General features: G+C 68.9%; 18 protein-coding genes. 11 read left to right on the top strand and 7 right to left on the bottom strand.

The window, feature by feature from the left end:
- Window positions 1-6: 6 nt before the first annotated feature.
- Window positions 7-483 (top strand): SRPBCC family protein, encoded by a 477-nt coding sequence (locus tag ACWMMN_RS17930; RefSeq protein WP_059238643.1) that lies wholly within the window; start codon window positions 7-9, stop codon window positions 481-483.
- A gap of 108 nt (window positions 484-591) precedes the next feature.
- Window positions 592-1,230: a 2-hydroxychromene-2-carboxylate isomerase gene (locus ACWMMN_RS17925; protein WP_059238641.1), complete on the top strand. Its 639-nt coding sequence runs from the start codon at window positions 592-594 to the stop codon at window positions 1,228-1,230.
- 12 nt (window positions 1,231-1,242) lie between these two features.
- On the opposite strand, the gene ACWMMN_RS17920 is transcribed toward ACWMMN_RS17925, so the two are convergent.
- The gene (locus ACWMMN_RS17920; protein WP_059238639.1) at window positions 1,243-2,241 is read right to left on the bottom strand and encodes a LysR family transcriptional regulator; all 999 of its coding nucleotides are present in this window, start codon (window positions 2,239-2,241) and stop codon (window positions 1,243-1,245) included.
- A 101-nt stretch (window positions 2,242-2,342) separates the two neighbouring features.
- Between ACWMMN_RS17920 and ACWMMN_RS17915 the strand changes: the two genes are divergently transcribed.
- Window positions 2,343-3,587, top strand: coding sequence for an MFS transporter (locus ACWMMN_RS17915; RefSeq protein ID WP_342705440.1), 1,245 nt, complete (start codon window positions 2,343-2,345; stop codon window positions 3,585-3,587).
- A 425-nt stretch (window positions 3,588-4,012) separates the two neighbouring features.
- Window positions 4,013-4,705: a phosphatase PAP2 family protein gene (locus ACWMMN_RS17910; RefSeq protein ID WP_059240880.1), complete on the top strand. Its 693-nt coding sequence runs from the start codon at window positions 4,013-4,015 to the stop codon at window positions 4,703-4,705.
- 103 nt (window positions 4,706-4,808) lie between these two features.
- Here the strand turns inward: ACWMMN_RS17910 and ACWMMN_RS17905 are convergent, their stop codons facing one another.
- Both ACWMMN_RS17905 and ACWMMN_RS17900 read right to left on the bottom strand, forming a co-directional pair.
- Entirely contained in the window at window positions 4,809-5,468 is a 660-nt protein-coding gene (locus tag ACWMMN_RS17905; RefSeq protein WP_174991610.1) for a glutathione S-transferase family protein, read from the bottom strand.
- 122 nt (window positions 5,469-5,590) lie between these two features.
- Window positions 5,591-6,661, bottom strand: coding sequence for a rhodanese-like domain-containing protein (locus ACWMMN_RS17900; RefSeq protein ID WP_059238635.1), 1,071 nt, complete (start codon window positions 6,659-6,661; stop codon window positions 5,591-5,593).
- Window positions 6,662-6,714: 53 nt separating this feature from the next.
- Between ACWMMN_RS17900 and ACWMMN_RS17895 the strand changes: the two genes are divergently transcribed.
- The 3 genes from ACWMMN_RS17895 to ACWMMN_RS17885 all read left to right on the top strand — a co-directional run bounded on the left by ACWMMN_RS17895 (window position 6,715) and on the right by ACWMMN_RS17885 (window position 8,252).
- Entirely contained in the window at window positions 6,715-6,852 is a 138-nt protein-coding gene (locus ACWMMN_RS17895) for a hypothetical protein (RefSeq protein WP_486423736.1), read from the top strand.
- A gap of 134 nt (window positions 6,853-6,986) precedes the next feature.
- Complete coding sequence (locus ACWMMN_RS17890; RefSeq protein ID WP_342705442.1) at window positions 6,987-7,892, top strand: HTH-type transcriptional regulator ArgP; 906 nt, start codon at window positions 6,987-6,989, stop codon at window positions 7,890-7,892.
- Between the two features lie 147 nt (window positions 7,893-8,039).
- Window positions 8,040-8,252, top strand: a complete 213-nt coding sequence (locus ACWMMN_RS17885) for a DUF1059 domain-containing protein (RefSeq protein WP_011353793.1) — start codon at window positions 8,040-8,042, stop codon at window positions 8,250-8,252.
- Between the two features lie 114 nt (window positions 8,253-8,366).
- Here the strand turns inward: ACWMMN_RS17885 and ltaE are convergent, their stop codons facing one another.
- From ltaE to ACWMMN_RS17870, 3 genes are all read right to left on the bottom strand, one after another.
- A complete protein-coding gene (gene ltaE / locus ACWMMN_RS17880) occupies window positions 8,367-9,380 on the bottom strand; it encodes a low-specificity L-threonine aldolase (protein WP_486423735.1) in 1,014 nt (337 codons plus the stop codon).
- A gap of 115 nt (window positions 9,381-9,495) precedes the next feature.
- Window positions 9,496-10,056, bottom strand: a complete 561-nt coding sequence (locus ACWMMN_RS17875; RefSeq protein WP_059238629.1) for a glycine zipper family protein — start codon at window positions 10,054-10,056, stop codon at window positions 9,496-9,498.
- 13 nt (window positions 10,057-10,069) lie between these two features.
- Entirely contained in the window at window positions 10,070-10,396 is a 327-nt protein-coding gene (locus tag ACWMMN_RS17870) for a hypothetical protein (protein ID WP_059238627.1), read from the bottom strand.
- Between the two features lie 502 nt (window positions 10,397-10,898).
- On the opposite strand from ACWMMN_RS17870, the gene ACWMMN_RS17865 reads away from it, so the two are divergent.
- The 3 genes from ACWMMN_RS17865 to ACWMMN_RS17855 are packed head-to-tail and all read left to right on the top strand — an operon-like array spanning window position 10,899 to window position 13,497.
- Complete coding sequence (locus tag ACWMMN_RS17865; RefSeq protein WP_256087080.1) at window positions 10,899-12,311, top strand: cytochrome ubiquinol oxidase subunit I; 1,413 nt, start codon at window positions 10,899-10,901, stop codon at window positions 12,309-12,311.
- Window positions 12,312-12,338: 27 nt separating this feature from the next.
- Window positions 12,339-13,346: a cytochrome d ubiquinol oxidase subunit II gene (gene cydB, locus ACWMMN_RS17860; RefSeq protein ID WP_486423734.1), complete on the top strand. Its 1,008-nt coding sequence runs from the start codon at window positions 12,339-12,341 to the stop codon at window positions 13,344-13,346.
- Complete coding sequence (locus ACWMMN_RS17855; RefSeq protein WP_034187692.1) at window positions 13,318-13,497, top strand: hypothetical protein; 180 nt, start codon at window positions 13,318-13,320, stop codon at window positions 13,495-13,497. The genes cydB and ACWMMN_RS17855 overlap by 29 nt, the downstream gene beginning before the upstream one ends.
- 153 nt (window positions 13,498-13,650) lie before the next feature.
- Here ACWMMN_RS17855 and ACWMMN_RS17850 read toward each other — a convergent pair whose 3' ends face one another.
- Window positions 13,651-14,262 carry a hypothetical protein gene (locus ACWMMN_RS17850; protein WP_342705445.1) on the bottom strand — a complete coding sequence of 204 codons (612 nt, stop codon included), beginning with the start codon at window positions 14,260-14,262 and terminating at the stop codon, window positions 13,651-13,653.
- Window positions 14,263-14,441: 179 nt separating this feature from the next.
- Here ACWMMN_RS17850 and ACWMMN_RS17845 point away from each other — a divergent pair, with 179 nt between their 5' ends.
- Entirely contained in the window at window positions 14,442-15,347 is a 906-nt protein-coding gene (locus ACWMMN_RS17845) for a LysR substrate-binding domain-containing protein (RefSeq protein WP_059238622.1), read from the top strand.
- Window positions 15,348-15,388 lie beyond the last annotated feature (41 nt).

Raw genomic sequence — 15,388 nt, 5'->3', positions numbered from 1 at the left:
GGCCACATGTTGCATACGCACACGCATTCGACCCGGGTCAGCCGGCACCTGAACGCCCCGCGCGGGCGCGTCTACCGCGCGCTGCTCGACCCGCACGCAGTCGAGCAATGGAAGGTGCCCGACGGCATGACGTGCCGCGTGCATGCGTACGATGCACGCGAAGGCGGCGCGCTGCGCGTGTCGCTGAGCTACGACGCGCCGTTGGTCGGCACCGGCAAGTCCGGCGCACGCACCGACACCTATCACGGCCGCTTCGTCACGCTCGTGCCGGACAAGCAGATCGTCGAGATCGACGTGTTCGAAACCGACGATCCGATGCTGCGCGGCGCAATGACGATCACGATCACGCTGTCCGACGAAGCGGGCGGCACGCGCGTGGACGCCGTGCACGACGGCGTACCGCCCGGCGTGCCGGCCGCCGACAACGAGACCGGCTGGCAGATGGCGCTGGCGCGGCTCGCGGCGCTGGTGGAAGCCGCATAGCGCACCGGTCGCGCCGGCGGCGAAAAAGCGATGCGGCAGCGCAAAACGCCGCCGCGTGCGACACTGGTCCGCCCCGATCCACCGGACCCGCACGAGGAGACGCTCGCGATGAACGCCGCACGTACCGCCACCTGGTATTTCGATTTCGTTTCGCCGTTCGCTTATCTGCAACAGGAACAGTTCGACCGCCTGCCGCCCGCCGCGGCGTTCGAGCCGCGGCCGATCGTGCTCGGCGCGCTGCTCGCGCACTGGGGCCAGAAAGCGCCGGCGGAAATCGCGGCCAAACGCGTCTTCACCTATCGTCACGCGCAATATCGCGCGGACAAGCTCGGCATCGCATTCCGGATGCCGCCCGCGCACCCGTTCAACCCGATCAAGCCGCTGCGCCTCGCGATCGCGATGGGCAGTTCACGCGACGCGATCCGGCGGATCTTCCGGCATATCTGGCGCGACGGCCAGGACGTGTCGACGCCGGAAGGCTTCGCCGCGCTGTGCGAAGCCGTCGGTTTCCCGGAGGGCGTGACGGCCGTTGAAGCACAACCGGTCAAGGACGCGCTGCGCGCGAACACCGATCAGGCGATCGCCGACGGCGTATTCGGCGTGCCGACCTTCGCACTCGACGGCGACCTGTTCTGGGGCGAAGACGCGACCGACATGTTCGTCGACTGCGCGACGTCGCGTGCGTGGCTCGACTCGCCCGAGGTGCGCCGCATCAGCGCGCTGCCGGAAGGGATCCGGCGCGGCTGACGGCACGTGCCATCACGCGCCGGCTGGATCGCCCTCGCGCCCTTCGACGAGCGGCGGCACGGCCTCGCGCATCATCGCGACGAACCGCACGAGCCGCGACGGATAGAACTGCGCATGCGGATAGGTCAGGTAGACCGGCAGCGGCGCGGCCTGCCACTCGGGCGCGAGGTGCACGAGCTCGCCGCGCGCGAGATGGCCGGCCAGCATCCATGACGAGCCGACGCACGCGCCGACGCCCAGCAGCGCCGCGCTACGCAGTGCATACAGGTTCGCGGTCGTGATGCGCGGCCGGATCGCGATGCGCCGCGTATCGCCGGTGGCGGCGTGCGTCAGCGCGAGCTCGTTGCGGTAGTAGGTGCGCAGCGCGAGCCACGGCAGCTCGGCCAGCGCGTCGGGGTCGGCCGGCACGTCGGCGCCGTTCAGCACCGACGGCGCGGCGACCACGAAGCGCGGCACCTTCGTCAGCCGGATCGCGACCACGCCCGGATCGGTCGGCTCGCCGACCTGGATCGCGCAATCGATACCGCTGCCGACGAAATCGCGCACTTCGTCCTGCAGCAGCCATTCGATCGACACGCGCGGATAGTCGCGCAGGAACTGCGCGAGCGGCGCGACGAAACGCTCCTGCCCGAATGCGTGCGGTACCGCGACGCGCAGCAGCCCGTCGGGCTCCTCCTGCGCGCCGCGCAAGTCAGCCTCGAATGCCGCCCAGTTCGCCAGCAGCTCCTTCGCGCGCTTGAAACAGCGCTCGCCGTCGACGGTCAGCCGCATCGTGTGCGTCGTCCGTTGCAGCAGCCGCATGCCGAGCGAACGTTCGAGCGCCTGCAGCCGCCGGCTGATGGTCGGCTGCGTCGTATGCAGTTGCGCGGCGGCAGCCGACAGGCTGCCGGCCTCGACTATGCGTACGAAGGTTTCCATCAGCTCGAAACGATAGCCGGCGCCGTCCACCGGCACGGCCTGAACGCGCTGAGGCCCGCCAGCAGCGGGAGAAGAGGAAGATTTCTCGGTCATTCGCGCAGCGTATAACAAATCTGCGCAGGGCGGCACTACCGTGGCCTGCCACGTGCCGCCACACTCGCGTCCATCGCGTTATCCAACCGAGGATGCACACCATGTCCACCCCGACCCGACTCGACACCGCGCCCCGTATGGCGCATGCCCCGGCCCATCCGGCCACCCATCCGGCCGCCCATTCAATGCCCGATCGCCGGCTCGTGCTGCTGCTCGCGGCCGCCGCCGGCCTCGGCGTCGCCCCGCTCTACTACGCGCAGCCGATGCTCGGCGCGCTCGGGCCCGATCTCGGCGCGTCGGCGCGCGCGATCGGCTTCGTGCCGACGCTCACGCAGCTCGGCTATGCACTCGGCATCCTGCTGCTGGCGCCGCTCGGCGACCGCTTCGACCGGCGCCGCGTAATCGTAACCAAGGCTGCCGCGCTAGTCGTCGCGCTGCTGCTCGCGTCGATCGCGCCGTCGCTCGGGTTGTTGCTCGGGGCGAGCTTCGCGATCGGCCTCGCCGCGACGATGGCGCAGGACGTCGTGCCGGCCGCCGCGACGCTCGCGCACGACACGCATCGCGGCCGCATCGTCGGCACGGTGATGACGGGGTTGCTGCTCGGCATCCTGCTGTCGCGCGTCGTGGCCGGCTTCATCGCGGAAACGGCCGGCTGGCGCGCGATGTTCGCGCTCGCGGCCGTCAGCGTCGCCGTGATCGGCGCGGTGGCCGCGCGCGGGTTGCCGCGCTTCGAGCCGACCACGCGCCTGCCTTATCGCGCACTGATCGCGTCGCTCGGCGCGCTGTGGCGCGATCATCCGGCCCTGCGTCGCGCCGCGCTCGCGCAGGGGCTGCTCGCTATCGGCTTCAGCGCGTTCTGGTCGACGCTCGCGGTGATGCTGCACGGCGCGCCGTTTCATCTCGGCAGCGCGGCCGCGGGCGCATTCGGCCTCGCGGGCGCCGCTGGCGCGCTGGCCGCACCGATCGCCGGGCGCCTGGCCGACCATCACGGCCCCGAGCGCGTCACGCGCATCGGCATCGGCATCGCGACGCTGTCGTTCGCGTCGATGGCCGCCGCGCCGCTGATGTCGCCGCATGCGCAGCTCGTGCTGCTCGCGGTCGCGACGATCGGCTTCGATCTCGGCGTGCAGGCGACGCTGATCGCGCACCAGGCAATCGTCTACCGGATCGATCCCGCCTCGCGCAGCCGCCTCAACGCGGTGCTGTTCGTCGGCATGTTCATCGGGATGGCGGCCGGCGCCGCGATCGGCAGTTTGTTGCTCGCGCAACTGGGCTGGAATGCGGTGACCGCGCTGGCCGTTGCGACATCGCTGGCCGCGCTCGCCGTACGGGTCTGGCGCAACTGACATCCGGCGTCGCGCAGACGAGGCGGGCAGACCCACCGGGCTTGCCCGCCTTTTCTTTTATTTTCGATCGGCGCAGGCATGACGCCGCGCGGCCCGGCAGATTCGCCCGCGTATTGCCCGGCAATCGTTCATCCGGCGCAAGGTCCGCACCGGCCGGCCAGATTGCCCAGTTCAACCCAATATTTTTACAACGGCGATGCGTGCTCGCGCGCAAACGTCGGACGATTCGACCCTGCCGCACCGCGCGGCGCTCTCCCATCCGGCCCCACCACACAGCCCCGTTTTATCAGGGGATTCCCGGTATTTTTTCGCATTTTCTTCGAAAAAACGGGTGACATACTTGCCCCCCGTTGCGCTCCGGGCGAGCGCGCTTCCAGATCCTGCCGGCCGCATGTCATGTGCTGCGTCCGCCGGGGTCGCAGAACATGAACAATTTCGACACCACGATCCAGATCTTCCTCACCCACGTGACGTTCGGCCCACTGATGAATCACGCGATCCGCGTGATTGCCGGCCTGTACACGTTCAAGGGCTTCGTGCTCATTCCCGTGCTGTGCTGGCTGTGGTTCCAGCCGGGCCCTGAGCGCGAGCGGCAACGCGAACTGGTCGTCGCGACGATTGCGAGCGGACTCATTGCACTCGCATTCGGCCGCCTGCTCGCGCAGGTGCTGCCGTTCCGCGTGCGGCCGATCTACAACCCCGACCTGCACCTGCACTTCCCGTCGGCCGGACTGCGCGCCGCCACGTTGCAGGCATGGAGTTCGTTCCCGAGCGATCACGCCATGCTGTGGATGGCAATCGCGACCGGCATCTTCATCATCGCGCGCCGCGTCGGCATCGTCGCGCTGCTGTATTCGGTCGTCTTCATCTGCCTGCCGCGCGCGTATCTCGGCTTTCACTACCCGACCGACCTGATCGCGGGCGCCGCGATCGGCATCGCGATCGCGTGGCTGCTGACGCGCGACACGATCCGGTCACGCTTCGCGCCGCAGGTGCTGGCGACGATCCGGCGCTTCCCCGCGCCCGCCTATACGCTCGCGTTCCTGCTGTGCTTCGAGCTGATCACGCAGTTCGACGAACTGCTGACGCTCGCGCAGTCGGTCACGCATACGATGTGACGGACCGGAGCCGCGATGCTGCCGCTGCTGCTTTCATTCCGTCGCCCTGGCGCGCGCTGCCGGCCGTGCGCGGCGGCGGCGCGCCGCGCAACGGCCGCGCAGGTCAGTCGCGATCGGGCGCGCCGAGCGGGAAGAACGAGCGAAACGGCCGCGCCTCGTCCACCGCGCGCGCAAACGACGGCCGCGCGAGCAGACGCTTGCGATACGCGATCACGTTCGCAAACTTCGGATCGATCCGGTGCGTCCAGTCCGCGTAGAACAGGAACGGCGCGGCGCCGCAATCGGCGAGGCTGAAATGATCGCCGGCCGCCCATTCGCGATCGGCCATCTTGTTGTCCAGCCACGCGTACGACGTGTCGAGCATCGCGCGCGCATCGGCGACCCCGCGCGCATCGCGCTCGGATTCCCGGCGCAGCGCGTCGTGCACGACCTTCTGCTGCGGCGTCGACACGTAGTTGTCGAAGAAACGGTCCATCATCCGCACCTCGAGCGCGGCGTGCGGATCGTCGGGCAGCAGGCGCACGGGGCCCGGATGGTTCAGGCCGAGATACTCGATGATGATCGACGCCTCGATCACCGTGCGGCCTGCTTCGACCAGCACCGGAAAGCGCTTCAGCGGCCACAGCGCGGTCAGTTCCTGCATCGGCTTCGGATCGTCGTGTGCAAGCAGGCGATACTCGAACGGCGTGCCGTTCTCGTACAGCGCGGTCAACACCTTCTGGCAGTAGGATGAAAAGGGATGGGCATAGAGCGTCGGCATCATCGCGGGTTCTCTCAGGGTTTCGGCGCCGCGTCTTGCGGCGCCACATGAACGGATACCTTGACGACGAACGGCGCCGGGCCGGTTCGACATCGCTCCGGATATTTTTTGTGCGGCTTCGGTCGCTACGACCGGCCGTCCCTCACGACACGCCCCTCGGCGCGCCAGCGCAGCATCCCGCCGCCGAGATTCGCGACCGCATCGAACCCGGCCTTCAGCAGGATCACGGTCGCCTGCGCGGAGCGCCCGCCGGCCCGGCACACGGTCACGACCGGCCGGTCGCGCGCGATCTCGCCGGCGCGCGCGGCCAGTTCGCCGAGCGGGATCGGCGTCGCGCCGGGCAGATGGCCGAGCGGGCCCGCGAATTCGTCCGGCTCGCGCACGTCGACGACCTGCACGGCCGGCAGGTGATCCTCAAGCCACTGCGGATCGATTTCCCAGAACCCCGCGAACGTATAGACGAGCGGCGCCCAGTCGGGCGCCGCCTGCACATCGGGCGCGTTTGCGGCAACGCCGCATTGCAGGTTCGCCGGCACCGCGACGTCGATCTGACGCGGATGCGCGAGCCCGAGGTTGCGCATGTAGCCCGCGAAATCGTCTTCGCTGAGATCGCCGCCGAGGCGTGGATTGAAGCGCCGCTCTTCGCCGACGCTCGTCACCGTGAGCCCGCGATAGTCGTGCGCCGGATACAAAAGGCACGCGGCCGGCAGCGTGAAGAGCCGGCCGTGCACCGCGCGATACAGTGCGCGCGGATCGCCCTGCTGAAAGTCGGTGCGGCCGGTGCCGCGGATCAGCAGGCAATCGCCGGTGAACGCCATCGATTCGTCGTCGAGCACGAGGCTGATGCAGCCGCTCGTGTGGCCGGGCGTCGTGCGCACGGTCAGGTAGCGCGCGCCGAACGCGCAGCGGTCGCCGTCGTTCAGGTAGCGGTCGGCGCCCTGCGCGCCGCTCGCGGCCGAGATCGCGATCGCGCTGCCCGTGCGCTGCTTCAGGAGCCATGCGCCGGTCACGTGATCGGCATGCACATGCGTGTCGACGGTCGCGACGAGCCGTAGCCCAAGCTCGTCGAGCAGCGCCGCGTCGCGGCGCACCTGCTCGAACACCGGGTCGATCAGCAGCGCTTCGCGCGACGCGCTGTCAGCGAGCAAATACGTATAAGTCGACGATTGCGGGTCGAAAAGTTGCCGGAAGATCATCGCTCAGTCGCTCCGTCGCTGGTTCTTCGGTGAGGTGGGGTCGGGCCTGCGTGATGTACATCGTCGCCGGCTTCGGCTTCGGCTTCGGCTTCGGCTTCGGCTTCGGCTTCGGCTTCGGCTTCGGCATGATGACATCGCCGCCGCGCGAGCGGCATCGCGCCCGCCGCGTTTCGCACATCCCTACAGCGTAGATCAAAATGCACGCGCCGCCGGCATCCCATGCGCGGCAACCCATTCCGATGACGATTCGCCACGCCCGGATGGGTGCGCCCACTGCCTTACACTACGGCCTGTTTTCATCCCCGTTCACAGGAATTCCACCGACATGTCGATGACGATCGATCCGAAGCAGGCCGCCGCGCTGCTGGCCGTCGCCGACACCGGCAGCTTCGAGCAGGCGGCCGTGCGCCTGCACGTGACCGCCTCCGCCGTCACGCAGCGGGTCCGCGCGCTGGAAGCCAGCCTCGGCACGCCGCTCGTGCTGCGCACGCGTCCGTGCCGCCCGACGGTGGCCGGCCAGCGCGTGCTGCAGCACCTGCGCCGCGTCGCGCTGTTGCAAGCCGACCTGCAGAGCACGCTCGCGACCGAGCGCGAATCGCCGATCTCCGTGACGATCGCGCTGAACGCCGACAGCCTCGGCACGTGGTTCCTGCCCGCGCTGACATCCGTGCTCGCGGGCGAGCGCATCCTGTTCGAACTGATCGTCGAAGATCAGGACCACACGTTCGCCCTGCTCGAAAGCGGGATGGCGGTCGGTTGCGTGACGACCGAGCCGAAGCCGATGCGCGGCTGCATCGCCACGCCGCTCGGCACGATGCGCTACCGGCTGCTCGCGGCCGCCGCGTTTGCGGTGCGCTGGTTTCCGCGCGGGCTGAACCGCACGAGCGCGCGCAAGGCGCCCGTCGTCGCGTATTCGCGGCGCGACACGCTGCAGTCGTCGTTCCTGAAGGAGAAGTTCGGGTTGCCTGACGGCGCGTACCCGTGCCATTACGTGCCGGGCACCCATTCGCACTTTGCGGCGGTGCGGCACGGGCTCGGCTATGCGATGGTGCCGGAGCCGCTGATCGGCGCGACGCCGCTCGATGCGCAGGGGCTCGTCGACCTCGCGCCCGCGCATCCGACCGACGTCACGCTGTACTGGCACGCGTGGACCGTGCAGTCGCCGACGATGGCGTCGCTGTCCGAACGCGTCGTCGAAGCGGCGCGCCGGTTACTCGCGCCGCTGCCGTGACGCGCGGGTGGTCGACACTTCCGACGCGGTGCGCGTCGCGGCGAGCATCCCTGCCGCGCCGCCTATACTTTTTTCATCGACCTCGCGAATGCGCCGCGCGGCCGATCAAGCCAATCCGGCCGTTCCCTTTCCCGCAAGGAGAACATCATGTCCCGCCGCTATATCGATTGCCGCGAGTTTCCCAGCGCGATGAACTGCTCGGTCGCGATTTCTGCCGACTCCGACAACGAATTGCTGGAGGCCGCCGTGCAACATGCGGTGCTGGTGCACCAGCACACCGACAGCGCCGAACTGCGCACGCAACTGCAAGCGCTGTTCCGCGACGGCACGCCGCCCGCCGACGCGCCGCGGCAAGCGTAACCCGCCGACTCGCCCGATATCGACAGACGGGTTGCCACGCCGCCCCCGTCGCCTCTTCGCTCCCTGCTTCGCGCCACGTCTCGCCGGCGCCCCCGCCGGCCGGCGCATGCCACCTTACGCGCGGCGCTGCGCGAAATACGCGCCAACCGCATCGAGGAACGTGTCGATGTCTGCACGCGATACGTCGCAGTGCGTGACGAAGCGCGACGCGTACAGCATCTGCGTGAGGATCCCGCGCGCCTTGAGCCACGCCTCGAGCGGCGCGCAATCGGCTTCGGGGAATTGCGCGAACACCATGTTCGTCGCATGCGACAGCACCTTCACACCATCGATGCGCGCGAGGCCTTCCGCGAGATGCGCGGCATTCGCGTGATCGTCCGCGAGCCGCTCGACGTTGTGGTCGAGCGCATACAGGCACGCCGCCGCGAGGATGCCCGACTGCCGCATCCCGCCGCCGAGCACCTTGCGCCAGCGCTGCGCGCGCTCGATCAGCGCACGGCTGCCGACCAGCACCGAACCGACCGGTGCGCCGAGCCCTTTCGAGAAGCAGATCGACACGGTGTCGAACGGCGCGCACAGCTCGGCGATCGGCCGCCCCGACGCGACGGCCGCGTTGCACACGCGTGCGCCGTCGAGGTGCGTGGACAGCCCGCGGCTGCGCGCGAACGCGACGGCTTCCTGCACATAGCCGTCCGGCAAGACCTGGCCGCCGATCGTGTTTTCGAGCGCGAGCAGGCGCGTGCGGGCAAAGTGATTGTCGAGCGGCTTGATCGCCGCGGCGATCTTCGCGAGCGGCAGCGTGCCGTCCGGCGCATTCTCGATCGGCTGCGGCTGGATGCTGCCGAGCACGGCCGCGCCGCCGCCTTCGTACTTGTAGGTGTGCGCGAGCTGGCCGACGATGTATTCGTCGCCGCGCTCGCAATGCGACATCAGCGCGGCCAGGTTGCTCTGCGTGCCGCTCGGGAAGAACAGGCCGGCTTCCTTGCCGGCCCGCTCGGCCGTTACCGCCTGCAGGCGCAGCACGGTCGGGTCGTCGCCCCAAACATCGTCGCCGGTCTCGGCGGCAATCATGGCGGCCAGCATTGCCTGGCTCGGACGTGTCACGGTATCGCTGCGTAAATCGATCATCGCTATGCCCTGAGTAAACGCGGACCGGCATCCCTGCGCCCGGCCCTGCCGAAACGAGACTCAGAGTGTACGCAATTCACGCAGCGTGTGCCGGCCGGCGAGCCGCAATCGCGCGTCAATATCGCGGCGGCGGCGGCTGGACGCCGGCGGGCGGCATCGGCGGCGCCGCGCGCGGCGCGCCGCCGTATCCGCCGCCGTATCCGCCGCCATACCCGCCACCCCTGCCGCCGCTCATCCCGCCCGGCACCGGCACGCGATTGCCCGTCGCATACATGCACTGCAGGTACGCGTAGTCGTAACGGCGCTGAACATCGTAGGCCGAGCCCTGCGCGGCACCCGCACCGACGACGCTGCCCGCGAGCAGCCCCGCGCCCGCGCCGACGGCGGCACCGGTGCCGCCGTTGAACGCGGCGCCGGCCGCCGCGCCCAGCGCGGTACCGACGGCCGCGCTGCCGACCGCGCTCGCGGTCGACGCCTGTCCGGCGCTCACGCCGCCGGATTGCTCGAACGCGTACTGGCGGCAACTGCCGTCGTCGGCGCGGAACTGGTCGAACGACTTGCCGGTGCCGGGCAGCGCCATCACGCTCGGCCCGGCCGGCATGTACGCGCATGCGCCCAGCAGGCCAGCCAGCGCCAGCGCAGCCGGCACGCGCAAGAATCGATAGGCGGATGTCATCGTCGCGGCTCCGTTATTGCGGCCGCGCCGGCACCGATCGCCAGCCCGACTTGCAGGTCTTCACATACGGGTAGTAGTGCTTCGACGCGTCGCAGTAGTACCAGAGGCTCGCGTCGCCGTCGTCCTGCGGCTGCCCCTTCTCGACATACTCGGGCGGCGGCGGCGGATCGACCGGTACCGCGACGACGGGCGGCGGGTAGTAGTACGGCACAGGGACGACGGGGGTGTAATACGGGTAGCCGGGGCCGATATAGACCCCGACCCGGGCAGCATGGGCCACGCCGCCCGTCGCGAGCGCCACCGCGGCAACCGCGCCCAGCGCGAGCTTCAATCCATTCACGTCACGTTCTCCGGCAGGCCGGTTCGTCGATGCGAACCCGACACCCGGAACGCTACGCCGCGCGCGATCCGGCATCCATTACCGGCGGCCACGCCAATGTTGCGCGACGTTACCCGTGTGACACCGCTCCCCGCGACGGCCCGCCGGTACGCCGGCGTCCGTTACGCGTTAATGCGCCGAAACGGATCGGCTGCACCTGGCGCCGCGCGCGAACTGCCCGCCGCGCGATTTCCGCATGGCCGGAACCGTTCCGATGACGCGACGCGCCATATTGACGCACGTGCGTCAGAGCGCCACGCCGCACCCGCGTGCGCCGCGAACGGCCTTCTTGATACGAATCAACGATTTATCCCGCAATCACGCGCGACAGGCTGGACATCTGCGACGAGTTGGCGCATTTCGCGGTGCAACATCGCGGCACATACTCCAGCCAACCCCGACGCCTGTCTGCCGGGGTCCGCCGGCACCCGCCGGCGGGTATCGTCAGCTTCGGTCATCTGGTATGGACACCGCACTTTCGGCCCTCGATCTGGCCCGCCTGCAATTCGCGTTCACCGTCTCCTTTCACATCGTCTTTCCGGCGTTGAGCATCGGCCTCGCCAGCTTCATCGCCGTGCTCGAATACCGCTGGCTCAGGACCGGCAAGCAGTACTACAAAACCCTCTGTCTGTTCTGGTCGAAGATCTTCGCGGTCGCGTTCGGGATGGGCGTCGTCTCCGGCGTCGTGATGAGCTACCAGTTCGGCACGAACTGGTCGGGCTTCTCGAGCTTCGCCGGCGCCGTCACCGGGCCGCTGCTGATGTACGAGGTCATGACCGCGTTCTTCCTCGAGGCCGGCTTCCTCGGCATCATGCTGTTCGGCTGGAACCGCGTCAGCCCGCGCGCGCACTTCGGCGCGACGCTGATGGTCGCGATCGGCACGCTGATCTCGACGTTCTGGATCCTCGCGTCGAACAGCTGGATGCAGACGCCGCAGGGCTTCGAGATCGTCGACGGCCGCGTCGTGCCGACCGACTGGTTCGCGATCATCTTCAACCCGTCGTTCCCGTACCGCCTGTTCCACATGGCGATCGCCGCGTTCATCGTCGCCGCGCTCGTGGTGGCCGCGACGGGCGCGTGGCACCTGCTGAAGGGCCGCCGCGACAAGAGCGTGAAGAAGATGTTCTCGATGGCGCTGTGGCTGCTGCTCGTGCTCGCGCCGCTGCAGGCCGTGATCGGCGACCAGCACGGCATCAACACGCTGAAGCACCAGCCCGCGAAGATCGCCGCGATCGAGGGGCTGTGGGAAACCGAAAAGGGCGGCACGCCGCTCAACCTGTTCGGCATCCCGGACATGAAGGCGGAAACGACGCGCTACGCAGTGAAAGTGCCGCACCTCGGCAGCCTGATCCTCACGCACAGCTGGGACGGCGAGATCCGCGGGCTGAAGGAATTCCCGCCGGAAGACCGGCCGAATTCGACGGTCGTGTTCTGGAGCTTCCGGATCATGGTCGGCCTCGGCTTCGCGATGATCGGCCTTGCCGCGCTCGCGTGGTTCCTGCGCCGCCGCGGCCGCCTGTATGAATCGAAGGGGTTCCAGCGCTTCGCGCTCGTGATGGGCCCGACCGGCTTCGTGTCGCTGCTCGCGGGCTGGGTGACGACCGAAGCGGGCCGCCAGCCGTGGGTCGTCTACGGCGTGATGCGTACCGCGCAGGCCGTGTCGCCGCTGTCGGTGCAGCAGGTCAGCCTGTCGATGATGACGTTCGTGATCGTGTACTTCCTCGTGTTCGGCACCGGCGTGTACTACATGCTGAAGCTGATGAAGGCCGGCCCCGCGCTGCCCGACGCGAAGCACGACGACACGCCCGGCACGCGCCCCGATCACACCGCGCGCCGCCCGATGTCGGCCGTCGACGAGCCGCTCGAAACCGTCTGAGCCCCCCTTTCGCAAACGAGAAAACCTATGGACGTCACCGTAATCTGGGCCGCGATCATCGCATTGGGGCTCTTCATGTACGTCGTGCTCGACGGCTTCGACCTCGGCATCGGCATCGTCTTCCCGTTCTTCCCGGACGAGAAGGAACGCGACCTGATGATGAACACGGTCGCACCCGTGTGGGACGGCAACGAGACATGGCTCGTGCTCGGCGGCGCCGGGCTGTTCGCCGTGTTCCCGATCGTCTATTCGACCGTGCTGTCCGCGCTGTACCTGCCGCTGATCTTCATGCTGGTGTGCCTGATCTTCCGCGGCGTGTCGTTCGAGATTCGCGCGAAGGCGCGACGCACGAAACAGCTGTGGGATCTCGCGTTCATCGGCGGGTCGGCCGGCGCGACGCTGTTCCAGGGCATCGCGCTCGGCGCGTTCCTGCAGGGCATCAACGTGAAGGACGGCGTGTTCGCAGGCGACGCATTCGACTGGCTCACGCCGTTCAGCCTGCTGACGGGCCTCGGCCTGATCGTGACCTATGCGCTGCTCGGCTGCTGCTGGCTCGTCGCGAAGACCGAAGGCGACCTGCAGCGCCGCCTGCATCGCGTCGTGTGGCCGCTGACCGTCGTGCTGCTCGGCTTCATCGCGGTCGTCAGCCTGTGGACGCCGCTGCAGGATCCGGCCATCGCGCAGCGCTGGTTCGATTCGGGGCTGTTCTGGCGCCTGCTGCCGGTGCCGTTCCTGGTCGCCGGGTGCGCGGTGTGGATGCGCCGTGCGGTACGCGACCGGCACGACACGACGCCGTTCGTGCTCGCGCTGGCGCTGGTGCTGCTCGGCTATGTCGGCCTGCTCGTCACGCTGTTCCCGTATGCGATTCCTCAGACGATGACGATCTGGGAAGCGGCGGCCCCGCGTTCGAGCCAGACCTTCACGCTGGTCGGCGCAGCGGTTATCCTCCCGATCATCATCGCCTACACGACGATGGGTTACTGGGTATTCCGAGGCAAGGTGCGCCATGAAGACCAGCATTACTACCACCACTGATTCCGCCGATCGTCCACCCGAGGCGCCACGGCCGCGAATGCGCGGCTGGATGTGGTTCGTCGTCTTGTGGGCGGGCGGCGTGATCGGCGCCGTCACGCTCGGCTATGCGTTCAAGATCTTCATGAATCTGACGCTGTTTGCCGTGAAGTAAGCGAAGCGGTCGCCCCGGTCGAACGACGATCCGGGCGGCCGTTTTCTCGCAGGCGCCTTCGTGCTGCGCGCCGCGCGCCCCGGCTCGCGCATCCGCCCGCCGTCGGGCGGCAGCCCCCCTCCATTCCTCCCCGCCTCGGCACGTGCGTGCCGCTCACCGCTCGCACGACGTCGTGCACATCGCCTTGTCCATTGCACCGAAGAAGGTCTGGTAGCAATCGGGCTCGACGACGGTCTTCATCCGCGAATCGCCGTTGCTGTCCCACACCGTGCGGTCGAAGCGCGCCCGCACGATCGCGTCGCGCGCCGATGTGACGCGGACCGAAACGACGGCGGCCACGCGCTCGTGATCCGGTTTCGCGGGCAAGCCGCCGATCTTCGCCTTCAGCGCGCCGCGCAGCAGTTGCCGCCACTTCGGAATCAGCGTGTTGCTGCGGCCGCCTTCGATCAGCCCCATGTCGCGGTCGACCGTCACCGGCGCATAGCCCTGCGCGCGCAGCACGGCCGCCACCGCGTCGAGCGTGCGCGCCTGCGTCGCGCCCGCATAGCGGCGATCGGTCATCATGCGCAGCGTCTGTTGCTCGTGGTCCGTCAGGTCGACTTCAGTCTGGCTGGAGCTGTAGCGCACCAGCGATCCGCCGCTGCCGATCTGGCGTTCGTTCTGCGGCTTCGCCGCGCACCCGGCCAGCATCGCGAGCAGCCCGGCGCAGGCGAGCGCCAGCGCACCGCGGCCGCGCACCGGCGGCACCGCTGCCACGCGGCGCATCGCGCGCCGCGCCGTGCGCCGGTCGCGAAAACGGCGGCGAATTCCGGTTGATCGGCAATCGGGTGGCGCTATGATCGTCATCGCGGTTTTCTCCTGTCGGCGCCATCATAGGGACGCGCCCAAGCCGCGACAAACGACATTTTTTGACCCACTGTGTAGCTTTTCTTCGCGATCTCACGATGCGCCGATTGCCGCCCCTGAACGCGCTGCGCAGCTTCGAAGCTGCCGGCCGACTGCAGAGCATCACCCTCGCCGCCGAGGAACTGAACGTGACCCAGAGCGCGATCGCGCAGCAGATCCGCGTGCTCGAATCGTTCTTCGGGCAGAAGCTGTTCGAACGCGACGGGCGTTCGCTGCGGCTCACGCCGCGCGCGCGGCATTACCTCGTCGACGTCGCGAGCTGCCTCGGCCGGCTCGCACAGGCGACCGGGCAGATGTTCGAGCCCGTCGGCGGCCATTCGGTCCGGGTCAACGCGTCCGTGTCATTCGCGCATGGATGGTTGCTGACGCAACTGGCCGTGTTCCAGGCCGCGCATCCCGGCATCGACGTGCAGCTCGTCACGAGCGCCGACGTGGAGCGCGACCAGATCGACGAGACGTGCGACATCGTGATCCGCCGCTATACGCCGGAGCTGCGCCGCAAGGGCTTCGTGTCGCGCCCGCTGCTCGCGAACGTCGCGCTACCCGTGTGTGCGCCCGGCCATCCGGTGCTCGCACAGGCGCGTGTGCCGGCGGACCTCCGCAGCGCGCCGCTGCTCCACTACGCGGGGCTGCCGCAGGCGTGGCAATACTGGTTCCACCAGGCCGGCACGGACGTCACCGAAACCTTGCGCGGACCGTTCTATCGCGAGTTCTTCCTGCTGGTCCAGGCCGCCGCGAGCGGGCTCGGCGTGTGCCTCGCGCCGCGCGCGGTGGTGCGCGACGCTCTCGCGAGCGGCCGGCTCGTCGCCCTGTTTCCGGACGTCCACCTGGAAGGGCCGCCGTTTCATTGCCTGTATCGCAACGACGACGATCCGGCGTTGCGCACGTTCGTCGACTGGCTGTTCGCGCGGGCCGAGGAACTGGACGGGCCGCCGCCGCAGTAACCGGCGGTGACCACGGCGAGCGGCGACGCCCGTGGCCGTCT

The organism is Burkholderia cepacia complex sp. TUM26381 (assembly GCF_057439935.1).
Note: the sequence above shows the minus strand (reverse complement) of the source record. Positions and strands in the feature narration are given on the sequence as shown.